This window comes from uncultured Serinicoccus sp., assembly GCF_947487915.1.
In the GTDB taxonomy this organism is placed as follows: Bacteria; Actinomycetota; Actinomycetes; order Actinomycetales; family Dermatophilaceae; genus Ornithinicoccus.
Genome location: NZ_CANKYH010000006.1, coordinates 293,129 through 304,198, shown reverse-complemented (window position 1 = coordinate 304,198; position 11,070 = coordinate 293,129). Strand labels below are relative to the sequence as shown.

The 11,070-nt window shown below is 74.7% G+C and carries 12 protein-coding genes, 1 tRNA gene and 1 pseudogene; 9 read left to right on the top strand and 5 right to left on the bottom strand.

Annotation, left to right across the window (positions count from 1 at the left end; genetic code table 11):
• Positions 1–79 precede the first annotated feature (79 nt).
• Positions 80–547 carry an OsmC family protein gene (locus Q0795_RS10005; protein ID WP_298889294.1) on the bottom strand — a complete coding sequence of 156 codons (468 nt, stop codon included), beginning with the start codon at positions 545–547 and terminating at the stop codon, positions 80–82.
• Between the two features lie 80 nt (positions 548–627).
• Here Q0795_RS10005 and Q0795_RS10000 point away from each other — a divergent pair, with 80 nt between their 5' ends.
• From Q0795_RS10000 to Q0795_RS09990, 3 genes are all read left to right on the top strand, one after another.
• Positions 628–1,092: an SRPBCC family protein gene (locus tag Q0795_RS10000; protein WP_298889293.1), complete on the top strand. Its 465-nt coding sequence runs from the start codon at positions 628–630 to the stop codon at positions 1,090–1,092.
• 181 nt (positions 1,093–1,273) lie between these two features.
• A tRNA-Arg gene (locus tag Q0795_RS09995) sits at positions 1,274–1,346 on the top strand.
• 27 nt (positions 1,347–1,373) lie between these two features.
• A complete protein-coding gene (locus Q0795_RS09990) occupies positions 1,374–1,985 on the top strand; it encodes a hypothetical protein (RefSeq protein WP_298889291.1) in 612 nt (203 codons plus the stop codon).
• Positions 1,986–1,991: 6 nt separating this feature from the next.
• On the opposite strand, the gene Q0795_RS09985 is transcribed toward Q0795_RS09990, so the two are convergent.
• A complete protein-coding gene (locus Q0795_RS09985; RefSeq protein WP_298889289.1) occupies positions 1,992–2,468 on the bottom strand; it encodes a GyrI-like domain-containing protein in 477 nt (158 codons plus the stop codon).
• A gap of 89 nt (positions 2,469–2,557) precedes the next feature.
• Here Q0795_RS09985 and Q0795_RS09980 point away from each other — a divergent pair, with 89 nt between their 5' ends.
• From Q0795_RS09980 to Q0795_RS09960, 5 genes are all read left to right on the top strand, one after another.
• Positions 2,558–3,625, top strand: coding sequence for an aromatic acid exporter family protein (locus Q0795_RS09980; protein WP_298889287.1), 1,068 nt, complete (start codon positions 2,558–2,560; stop codon positions 3,623–3,625).
• Between the two features lie 67 nt (positions 3,626–3,692).
• Entirely contained in the window at positions 3,693–4,037 is a 345-nt protein-coding gene (locus Q0795_RS09975; protein WP_298889284.1) for a UBP-type zinc finger domain-containing protein, read from the top strand.
• Between the two features lie 65 nt (positions 4,038–4,102).
• Positions 4,103–5,365: an MFS transporter gene (locus tag Q0795_RS09970; protein ID WP_298889282.1), complete on the top strand. Its 1,263-nt coding sequence runs from the start codon at positions 4,103–4,105 to the stop codon at positions 5,363–5,365.
• A 70-nt stretch (positions 5,366–5,435) separates the two neighbouring features.
• Positions 5,436–9,008, top strand: a complete 3,573-nt coding sequence (locus Q0795_RS09965; RefSeq protein ID WP_298889280.1) for a DUF4011 domain-containing protein — start codon at positions 5,436–5,438, stop codon at positions 9,006–9,008.
• Positions 9,008–9,304: a hypothetical protein gene (locus Q0795_RS09960; RefSeq protein WP_298889278.1), complete on the top strand. Its 297-nt coding sequence runs from the start codon at positions 9,008–9,010 to the stop codon at positions 9,302–9,304. Before Q0795_RS09965 ends, Q0795_RS09960 begins: the two co-directional genes overlap by 1 nt.
• Positions 9,305–9,380: 76 nt before the next feature.
• Here the strand turns inward: Q0795_RS09960 and mscL are convergent, their stop codons facing one another.
• A complete protein-coding gene (mscL, locus tag Q0795_RS09955) occupies positions 9,381–9,788 on the bottom strand; it encodes a large conductance mechanosensitive channel protein MscL (protein WP_298889276.1) in 408 nt (135 codons plus the stop codon).
• 133 nt (positions 9,789–9,921) lie between these two features.
• On the bottom strand, positions 9,922–10,557 hold the full coding sequence (locus Q0795_RS09950; protein ID WP_298889274.1) for an SAF domain-containing protein: 636 nt from the start codon (positions 10,555–10,557) through the stop codon (positions 9,922–9,924).
• Positions 10,558–10,610: 53 nt separating this feature from the next.
• Here Q0795_RS09950 and Q0795_RS17255 point away from each other — a divergent pair, with 53 nt between their 5' ends.
• Positions 10,611–10,859 (top strand): hypothetical protein, encoded by a 249-nt coding sequence (locus tag Q0795_RS17255; RefSeq protein ID WP_366942464.1) that lies wholly within the window; start codon positions 10,611–10,613, stop codon positions 10,857–10,859.
• A 14-nt stretch (positions 10,860–10,873) separates the two neighbouring features.
• On the opposite strand, the pseudogene Q0795_RS17250 reads toward Q0795_RS17255, so the two are convergent.
• Positions 10,874–11,014 (bottom strand): annotated as a pseudogene (locus Q0795_RS17250) (FmdB family zinc ribbon protein); the annotation flags it as partial.
• Positions 11,015–11,070 lie beyond the last annotated feature (56 nt).

Here is an 11,070-nt window from a genome sequence, read left to right as displayed (position 1 = left end):
AGCCCGGCAGTGACCCGGTGGACCCGGGGTGCAGACAAGAGACCTACTCCTGTCTGCCCCCAAAGTCCACCAGTGAGGCTCACCCGGCCACCCGGGTCGTGGGCTCGTGGTGGACCGGGAAGTTCACCGAGGCCGCGATGAAGCACGCCTGCCCGGCCTCGGCGTGCAGCTGCGGCACGAGGTCCAGGTGCTCAGGGTCGTCCACCGTGACGAGCGGTCGCAGCAGGACCTCGGTGAACCGGCCCCCGATCCCGGACTGCTCCATCGTGCCCACCGGGGTGTCCTCGTAGTCCACGACCGTGACCCCACGGGTGACGGCGACGTGCAGGAAGGACAGCAGGTGGCACTCGCTCAGGGCGGCGACGAGCAGGACCTCGGGGTTCCACCGCGCCCGGTCGCCCCGGAAGGCCCGGTCGGCGGACAGCTCGAGGTCCGGCATACCCGTGCTGCGGGCCAGCACGGCCCGGTCGTAGTCGCGGTAGCCGGACGTCCCCGTCCCGCGGTTGCCCGTCCAGGTCAGCTCCAGCGCGAAGGTGTGCGTCGCCATGGGGCCAGCGTGCCACGCGGCGGCGCGGGCAGGCTCGGCCTCAGGTCGCGCGAGCTCGGCCCGCTCGTTAGCGTCGGGGTATGACTGATCAGACGAGCCTCACCGTCAGCCGCACCATCGACGCCCCGGCCAAGGACGTCTTCCAGGTGCTCACCCTGCCGGACAACCACGTCGCGATCGACGGCTCCGGCTTCGTCCTGTCCGTCGACCACGGTGACCGCATCACCTCGACCGGGCAGACCTTCCGGATGAACATGAGCGGCGAGCACATGGGCGGCGACTACCAGACCGACAACCACGTCACCGGCTACGACAAGGACAAGCTCGTGGCGTGGCAGACGGCTCCGGCGGACACCGACCCCCCCGGCTGGGAGTGGGTCTGGGAGCTCACCCCCCAGGGTCCGGACCACACCGAGGTCCGGCTGACCTACGACTGGAGCAAGGTCACCGACCAGGCGCTGCTCAAGAAGCTCAGCTTCCCGCTCGTCCCGCGGGAGGACCTGGAGGCGAGCCTGGGCAACCTCGCTGCCGCGACCACCGGCTGAGTCCCTGCACCACCCTCGACGCCCGCCGTGCCCCCGTGGCACGGCGGGCGTCCGTCGTCGGCCTACCTGGCCTACCTGGCCTGCCCGGCCGGCGGCAGCTCGGCCAGGCAGTGACCTGGCCATGGTTCCTGCGGTCGGCGTGAGACGATGGGCCGGTTCCGGCGCCCATCGGGCTCGGTCCGCCCTCGTAGCTCAGGGGATAGAGCACCGCTCTCCTAAAGCGGGTGTCGCAGGTTCGAATCCTGCCGGGGGCACGTGCTGTCGCATCCCGGAGGCACCCGGTGAGGGATGACCGGGAGGCGGAGTGGGAGGAGCGCCTGGCGCTGCCCGTCGTCATCGCGGCCCTCGCCTCCGTGCCCGCCGTCTTCCTCACCCTGCTGGACGACCCCTACGCCACCGTGGGGGCCGTCACCAACTGGCTCACCGGCGCGGTCCTGCTCGCCGAGACCGTCATCCTCTTCCTCGTCGCCAGCGACAAGCGGTCGTGGGTCCGCCGGAACTGGTGGCTCATCCTGCTCACGGTCGCCGTGGTGCTCGCGGTGGTCCTGGCCGTCGGCCCCCTCCAGCTGCTCCGGCTGCTGCGGGTGGTCGGCGCGCTGCGGCTGATCCGGGCCGGCCGGATCCTCAAGGCGGGCCGGTTGCTGCGCCAGCGCCTCGGGCTGACCGGTCGGTGGCAGCAGGTACCCGGCATCCTGGCCACCGTCCTGGTCGCCGCCTTCGTCACCGTGGTGCTGGCCGACCCGACCTCCCAGAGCCGGGTGCTCCTGGAGCAGCTGCTCGGCAGCACCGCCGCGACCCTCGCCACGGTGGTCGCCGGGGTGCTCCTGGGTGTCGCGACCTTCGTCGTGGTGCGTCAGCGCCGACAGGAGGCCGGGGAGGAGCAGACCCGGTGAGGCGGGTCACTCCTGCCGGGTGACGAACCAGCTCAGCCGGGTCTGCACCGTGTCCGGGTCGACGTCGGGACCGGGCTCGGTGAGGTACTCCTCGAGCATGCCGCCGCCGGCGTCCAGACCCTGCGACCGGACCCAGTCGACGAGCCGCTGCCAGGACTGGCCGAGGTCGTCGTAGGACCCTTCGTGCACGAGCTGGGCGGCCTGCCCGCCGGGCAGCTGCAGGGTGTCGACCGGCGCGGTGGGCATGAAGGACAGGTCGACCTCGTGCCCCACCTGGACGTCGGTCGTGTCCCCGGGCGGGCTGAGGAACCAGGCGAAGGCGGGGCCGCCGGGTGCCAGGTGCTGGCTCTCCAGCTGCCGGTGGAGGGTCCGGAAGGCGCTGTCGAAGAAGGACCGCACCTCCTCGGCCGGCAGGCCGAGGCCGGAGACGACGGCGGCGTGCCGCGGGTCGATGGTCACGAGGGCGGGTGCGTGCTCGGTCATGCTGCATCCTCTCGCGTCGTCGGTGAGACCGGTGGCCCGGGTGGCGTCGCTGCTGGTGTCCTTCACGGACGGATGCCATAGTCAGGGCCATGCCCACTCGTTCTCAGCGCGTGCGGCGCTGGCTCAGCCGGCCTGACGTGCGCAGCGACCTGGTCCAGATCCTCAAGAGCGTGCTCGCCGCGGTGGCGGCATGGATGATCGCCGATGCGCTGCTCGATCTCGACCAGGCCTTCCTCGCCCCCTGGACCGCACTCCTGACGGTGCACGCGACCGTCTACCGGACCGTGTCCCGAGGGACGCAGGCGGTGCTCGCCACCTCCGTCGGGGTCGTGCTGTCCTTCGCCGCCGTGCAGCTGGGCGGTCACGGGACCCTCACGCTCGCTCTTGCGCTGCTGCTGGCCATGGGCTTCGCCCGGGTGGGGCTGCTGCGACACGAGGGCATCACCGTGGCCACCACCGTGCTCTTCGTCATCACCGCCTCGACCGACACGAGCTGGAGCGGCCTCGCCGACCGGCTGGCCGCGACCGCGATCGGCGTGGCGCTGGCCCTGCTCGTCAACGCCGTGCTCGTGGCCCCCCTGCGCGACCAGAGCGCGCGGCAGCAGATCGAGGAGATCGACCGGGGGCTGGGCCGGCTGCTGCAGGACATGGCAGCCGGGCTGCGGGACCATCCGGACGACGCGCCCACGGATGACTGGGTGGACCGCACCCGGACCCTGGACCGGCGGCTGAACAGCGCCTGGACGCTGGTCTACGAGGCGCGGGAGAGCACCTGGGGCAACCCGCGACGCCGTCGCGCCTCCGACAGCGAGGAGCTCTCCCGGGTGCTCAGCCGGCTGGAGGAGGGCATCGCCCAGGTGCGCGGGATGTCCCGACTCGTCCACGAGTCCGCGGTGGCGGCCGAGGAGTGGGACCGCTCCTTCCGGGACCCCTTCATCGAGCTGCTCGACGAGCTGGGCCAACGCGTCCGGGACCCGAAGGCAGACGTCAAGGAGCTGCGTTCCTGGACCGACCGGCTGGCCTCGGACCTGTCCGACGGTGGCCTGCCGGACCTGCGCTGGCCGCTCTACGGCGGGCTCATCGAGATGGCGCGTGCCGTCATCATCATCGTGGACGACGTCGCGACCTCGGAGGTCGTGCGCTCCGGGTCGAGGTGAGCGGCCGCACGCTGCTGGCCCTACCCTGAGGCAACCGGCGACCCTCGAGCCACGAGAGGCAGATGACATGAGCAGCGAACTGATCGACCCCGCTGTGCCGCCCAGCGGCACGGGGTGCGTGGAGTGCCTGGACGGCGATGGGTGGTGGGTGCACCTGCGTCGCTGCTCGCGGTGCGGGCACGTCGGGTGCTGCGACTCCTCCCCGTCTCAGCACGCCACGGCCCATGCGCGAGCCACCGGGCACGCCGTCGTGCAGAGCTTCGAGCCGGGAGAGGACTGGTTCTGGGACTACGACCGGGGCGAGGTGGTCGACGGCCCGCCGCTGGCCGGTCCCACGAGCAGGCCGGTGGACCAGCCGGTGCCCGGCCCGGCCGGGTCGGTGCCCCCGGACTGGCGTCGGCAGATCCACTGAGCCGCTGAGCCCGGGGCGGTGCGGGCGGTGCGGGTGGGCCTCGCCGCTGCTGGGATAGTGCTCGCATGAGCGAGCCGGTGAGCCTCCCCACCTCGGTGCAGTCGCGCACCGTGCTGACCCTCATGGGCAGCCAGACCCTCGGTGGCATCGGGGTGGCCAGCGGCATCGCCGTCGGGGCGATCGTGGCCGCGGACGTCAGCGGCCGCGACGCGCTGTCCGGACTGGCCACCACCACCCAGGTGCTGGGGGGAGCGTTGTTCACCATCCCGATCGCGGCGCTCATGGGGCGGCGGGGACGCCGCGCCGGCCTCGCGACGGCATACCTCGTCGGGGGGCTCGGCGCCGCGCTCGCGATCACGGCGACCGCGACCGGTGTCTTCTGGCTGCTGCTGGTCGGCACCACCCTCTTCGGCGCCTCGACCACGGCCAACAGCCAGGCGAGGTATGCCGCGACCGACCTCGCCGTGCCCGAGCGCCGCGGGCGACAGCTCAGCTGGGTGGTGTGGGCGACGACCATCGGCTCGGTCCTCGGGCCCAACATGGTCGGGCCCGGCAAGGCGGTCGCCGGGATGCTCGGGCTGCCGCCGCTGGCCGGCGCCTGGGTCTTCTCCTGCCTCGGCTTCCTCCTGGCCGCGGTGCTCCTCCACGTCCTGCTGCGCCCCGACCCGCTGCTCACCGCCCGCCGGCTGGCCGGGGCGCAGACCGACCGCCCACCGGGGCGGGAGGGCAACGTCGTCGACGGGCTGCGGATCATCGCGGCCACGCCCACCGCGCTCTGGGCCACCTCCGCGGTCACCGTCGGGCACGTCGTCATGGTGGCGGTGATGGTCATGACGCCCCTGCACATGCGGCACGGGCAGGCGGAGATCGAGCTGATCGGGCTGGTCATCAGCCTGCACATCCTCGGGATGTACGGCCTCGCCCCGGTCACGGGCCAGCTCACCGACCGCCTGGGGGCCCGTCCGGTCGTCCTCCTCGGGGTGGGGCTCCTGGTGCTCGCCTGCTTCCTGGCGGCGCTCAGCAGCGACGGCTTCTCGGCCGGTCTCACCGCGGGGCTGGTCCTGCTCGGGCTGGGGTGGTCCTGCACGTTCGTGGCCGGCTCCGGGACCGTGGCCGGATCGGTGCCGGTGGGTCAGCGGGCCTCGGTGCAGGGCGCTGCCGACCTGGTCATGGGTCTGACCGCCGCCGTCGGGGGTGCCCTGGCCGGGGTCGTCATGGACGTCTTCGGGTATGCCGTGCTCTGCGCGGTCGCCGCCCTCGCCGCCGCGGGGCTCGCGGCCTACACCGTGACGCGCGGCGACCACGAGCGGCGCCCGGTCGGGGTGTAGACGGCCCGGACGGAGCCTCGGAGGTGTGGCGGAGGACGGCGTTGCCGCCGGGAGTCGTTAGCCTGTGTCGGTGAGTTCCCTGCGTCCCCCCCACACCCTCGACGAGGCCCGTGTCGAGGCGGTCCAGCGCGCCCGGACGCGCTGGCGCCACGAGGTCGCAGAGCTCGGGGGCGCCAACACCCTGCTGTGGCACCGCACCTCCCTCACCGGCACCTTCGACCTCAACCTCGCGCACCCCGGAGGGGTCGCCAAGCTGCTGTCGGGCCGTCCGACGCCGCTGTCTGACCTGGTGCGCGAGCAGGTGGCCTTCACCGACGCGGCCCGCCGGCTGGGCGGCATCCGCGACAAGGTCACCGAGATGCGCCGGGAGCACGGCCTGGAGACGAGCTTCCTCGCCATCGGCCTCGCTACCTGGACCCTGCACCGCGTGCCCGTGCCGCCGCGCGCCCCCGTGCTGCTGCGCGCGTGCACCATCACGCCGACCGACGCGGCCCACTCCGACTTCGTGCTCGAGCTGCACGAGGACGTCGTCTTCAACCCGGTCCTCGAGCACTACCTGCGCAGCGAGGCCCACCTCCAGCCCGACCCCGCGCTGCTCGCGGGGCTGTCTGCGCAGAGCCACGGCTTCGACCCCCGGCTGACCTACCGCGCGCTGGAGGACATCTGCGTCGAGATGGCCGGCTTCGCCATCGGCCCGCAGATGGTCATCAGCACCTTTCCGTGGGCCAAGCTGCCCCTGGTGACGTCCTACACCGGCGATCCCGAGCCGCTCGCCACGCATGACGTGGTCGCGGCGCTCGCGGGCGCCGACGTGCGGCTGGCTCCCACGTCCCCCGACCAGGAGCGCGCCGACGACCCGGCCCGGGAGCTCAGCGCGCTGGACGCCGATGCCTCCCAGCGGCTGGTCGTGGACGAGGTCTCCCACGGCGGTGACCTCGTCCTCGACACCCCGGCCGGCACCGGCGCCACCCAGACCATCGCCAACGTCGTCGTCGGTGCGCTCTCCGAGGGCCGCACGGTGATGGTCTGCTCGGAGGACCGGACCTCCCTGGAGGCGCTGCGCCGCCGGCTGGACCACGTGGGGCTGGGCGACCTGTGCCTCCACCTGGCCGAGGACCCTGCCTCCATGCGGCAGACGCTGGCCGGCGTGCGGCACACCCTCGACCGCCTGCCGGCCGAGGACGAGCCGGACCTCGGCCCGGACCCCTTGCCGGCCCGCGCCGACGCCCTGTCGGTGCTCCGTCGCGAGCAGGAGGTGCTGCACCGGGAGCACGCGCCCTGGTCGCTCAGCCTGGCCCGGACCGAGGACGACCTCGCGGCGCTGGCCACCCTGGCGCACCCGCCCGCGTCCCGGGTCCGGCTGCCGCTGGACGTCCTCGGCGAGCTCACCGACGAGGAGCTCTCCGCGGTCACCGACGCCCTCATCGAGGCCGCCGACTGCGGTGCCTGGTCCGCGGCGCGCACCGAGGACCCCTGGTATGCCGCGCGCCTGGCCAGCGAGGACGAGGCCGCCCGGGCCACCGAGATCGTCGGGCGTCTGGTCACCGGTGAGTTCAGCACGGCCCGCGAGCAGGCCGACGCCGTGTGCCGGGCCGCCGGGATGCCGGCGCCGGCGACGCTCGCCCAGTGGGCGCACCGGCTGGGCCTGATCGCCCGGGCGAGTGAGACCCTCGACCACTTCTCCCCGGGGATCTACGACGCGCCGCTGGACGACATGGTCGCGGCCACCGCGGACCGGGACGACGTGGAGCAGCGCCCCGGAGCGGTGGCCCGGGCCCGGCTACGGCGCCAGGTGCGGCAGCAGCTGCGCCCGGGGACGCCCCCGCCGGAGCTCGCCCACCGGGTCCGCATGGCGCGGGACGAGCGTCGGGAGTGGGAGGAGGTGGCCGGCAAGGCCGCCCGGCCCACGGCCCCCGAGGGCTGGGACGAGGCGCTGGCCGCGCACGCCCCGCTGGGGGAGGACCTCGCCTGGCTGGAGCAGGTCCTCACCGGCACCTCGGCCGGGCACGAGCTGTCCACCACCCATCTCGACACGGTGCTGGAGCGGCTGGTGCGCCTCGACGCCCGCTCCGAGCGCGCGGCCGTCGCCGCGCAGGCGCACCCGTTGCTGGCGCCGCTGCGCGAGCGCGGTCTCGGCGAGCTCGTCGACGACCTCGCCCGGCGCGGGGTGCCCGCCGACCGGGTGGCCCCCGAGGTGCGCTTCGTGCACCGCAGCTCGGTGCTGGACCACCTCACCTCCGACTCCGTGCCGCAGCAGGTGGGCAGCGAGGCGGTGCGCGAGGCCGAGCGGTCCTTCCGGGCCGCCGACCGCGCGCACCTGCACCGCAACGCCCTGCGGGCCCGACGAGCGGTGCTCCGCCGGCTGCGGCGGACCCTCGCCGGGCACGCCTCCCAGCTCGGCGCCTGGCAGCGCGCCCTGGACGCGAGCCGGGTGGGCGCCGTCGACTCCCGCGACATCATCAGCCGTGCGCCGGACGTCGTGCTCGCCGCGGCCCCCGTGCTGCTCACCAGCCCGCTCGCGGTGCCGGCCGTGCTGCCGCCGGACCTCACGGTCGACCTGGTGGTCGTGGACCGCGCCGGGCGGACGACGACGGCGCGCTCGGCGCCCGCGCTGGCCCGGGGCCGGCGGGTGCTCGTGGTCGGTGACAGCGGCGGACCCGGGCCCCGCGACTTCTCCGTCGTGGCCGATCCCCGGGCCGAGGCGGCCCCGGGCGCGGCCTCGACGCCGTCGCTGCTGCGCGACGCGGCGGCGGTGCTGCCGGTGCGCCACCTGGCGGTGCACTACCGCGCGCTCGACCAGGGGCTGGTGGCGCCCCTGGCCCCGCTCATGCCCCGCCCCGTGCACTCCTTCCCCGGGGTCGACCGGGCCGCCAGCGTGCGCGAGCACGTCGTGCAGGGCCACGTCAGCATCCGGGTGGAGGCGGCCGTCCGGCTGGTGCTCAAGCACGCCCGGTCCGGACCCGAGAGCCTGCTGCTCGTCACCGATGACGAGGCCGGCGCCGAGGACGCGGGGATCGCGCTCCGGCAGGCCATGCGGGGCGGTGAGCTCCCCACCTCGCTCTCGGACGACGAGCAGGACAGCGAGGCCTTCCTCGTGCTGCCGGTGCACCGCGTCGCCGGGCAGACCAGGGACCGGGTGGTGTGGCTCGGCTCCCCGGAGGGTGTCGCGGCGCCGGAGACCGCCGGCGCCGTGCTCGCCGCGGCGCGGCGCAGCGTCGACCTGGTGACCGAGGCCCCGGTCGACACCTGGCCCGAGGCGGCCACGCACGGCGCCCGCATCGTGGCCCGGGCGCTCGTCCCGGACACCGAGGAGCACGGCCACGGCTCAGCCGTGTTGGCCGAGCTCGTCCGCCGGCTGCGCGCCGAGGGTCTGGACGTGCGCGAGGGCGTCGGCCACGGCCCGCACGCCGTCGACCTCGCGGTGGTCGCCGAGGACGACCCGCACCGCTATGCCGTCGCCGTCGACGGTGACGGGCGGTCCGCCGCGGGAGCACCCGGCCGGGACGACATGCGGCTGCGCCACGAGCAGCTCACCCGGATGGGGTGGGCCCCGGTGCGGGTCCGCACCACCGACGTCTTCACCGACCCCGCCCGCGAGGTGGCCCGGGTCCTGCACGCCCTGCGCGAGCAACCGAGGCGCTGATGTCCACCGGCGACGGGAGCGACGACCCGGGCGTCGACGAGCGCAGCCCGGGAGGAGGCGCGACAGGGGCGGCCCGGCGAGCAGCCGGCTCCGGTCGCCGAGCCGGCCGACGGCATACCCGCGGTCGCGTGGTCGCACCCCCGACCAACCCGGCCGCCGACCAGACCGACGAGCGCCCGGCCCCCCGCCGGCGCGACCGGGAGTCGTCGGGTCGCGCGGGCGAGGCCGTGGCCCCGACCCGACTCGACCCGCGGGACAGCTGGATCCTCGAGCAGCGCCCCCCGCACTGGGACTGACGCGCTCGCTCACCGCACCGGACGCGGGGTGCGGATGCACCGGACGCGTGGTGGGGCCGGGTGGACGTGCGGTGGCTCAGAGCGAGGGGTCGGGGCGGCGCTGGGCCAGCAGGTCGCGGATCTCGCGAAGGGTGGCCACCTCCTCGGAGATGACCTCCTCCTCGACCGCCTTGGTGCGGTTGATGCGCTCGGTCATCCTGTTCATCGGGCCGACGAGGACGAAGTAGACGACCGCGGCGGTGAGCAGGAAGACGATGAGCGCGTTGATGATCGCGGCCAGGTCCACGTAGGTCGAGTCGTTGCCGGAGATGATGCGGAAGCCCAGACCGTCGACCTGGGCGCCGCCGGCGGCGTTGAGCAGCGGGGTGATGACGTTGGAGACGATGGTGTCGACGACCGCCGCGAAGGCGGAGCCGACGACGACCGCGACGGCCAGCTCGATGACGTTGCCGCGCATGATGAAGTCCTTGAAGCCGCTGAGCATGGCCTCTCCTCTCAAGACGTGCGCAGGGCAGGACGGTGCGCACATGGTGGTGTCGGATGTGGGTGGCCCGCGCCGTGCCTCGCCCCTGGCGCCACGGCAGGAGTATAGGCAGAGCCGGCCCGCCCGCCCACCCCTACGGAGGAGGCGGTCGCAGCGCCACGCCCAGCGCCGCGCCCGCGGGGTCGGCGCCGCGCGCCGCGGCCAGCCCGGCCGCCGTGTCCTCCTCCACGGCCAGCCACAGCCCCGGGGCCTCCCCGACCCGTGTCCGTAGGACCAGCGCCTCCCGGGCGACCACCGACCCGTCGACCGGCGAGTGCACGTCGACCGCATCGCCGGCGCCGAGCGCCTCGGCGACGGCCGGCTCGCCCAGGGGCACGAAGACCGCCACCCGGCCGGGGAGGCCCGCGAGCAGGGCGGAGGTGCGCAGGTCGGCGGCGCTGAGGATCTCGCCGGCCTGCAGCGGGACGGCCGCCTGGGCGCCTCCGGCGGGGAGCTCATGGAGGGCGCCCGCCGGCAGGGCCGCCTCCGGCAGCTGGCGCAGCTCGGTGTCCCCCGGGGTCAGCGGCGCACCCACCGGGAGGGCGCGGGCCGCCACGACGACGGGGACGTCCTCGGGTCGGGGCTGGGACACGACGAGGTGGAGACCTCCGCCGACGACCAGGGCTGCGAGGCCCGCGGCCACCCACCGACGGGCAGGCAGCGCCAGCGAGGGGCGCACGGTGCGCCTGCTGCGCGGTCGGCCGGGCGAGGGTCCTGCTGCTGGGGTCACCCCGGCGACGCTAGGCCCCGGGGCCGGGTCCGGCCAGGGCTCAGGCGGAGCCTGTGGACGACGGGCCTGACCCTCCGGAGGATGTGGACGCGGTCGTGGAGCCGGAGCTCTTCGTCGAGGAGGATCCGCCCGTGCCGGACGAGCCTGCGCCCGACGTGCCGGACCCGCCCGACGTGCCGGACCCGCTGGCCGAGCCGCCGGACCCGGAGCCGCCCTGGTCGCTCGAGCTCCGCTCGGACCCACCGGAGGACGAGCCGCTGCTCCCCGACCCGGACCCCGACCCGCGCGAGTCGGTGCGGTAGAAACCGGACCCCTTGAAGACGACCCCGACCGCGCTGAAGACCTTGCGCAGCCGCCCCTCGCACTCGGGGCAGGCGGTCAGGGCGTCGTCGGTGAACGCCTGCTGGATGTCGAAGGCGTGGCCGCAGTCCTTGCAGGCGTATGAATACGTGGGCACGAGCCCGGATTCTACGTCGCCTCCTGACCGCGCCGTGCACCGTCACCTAGGCTGGG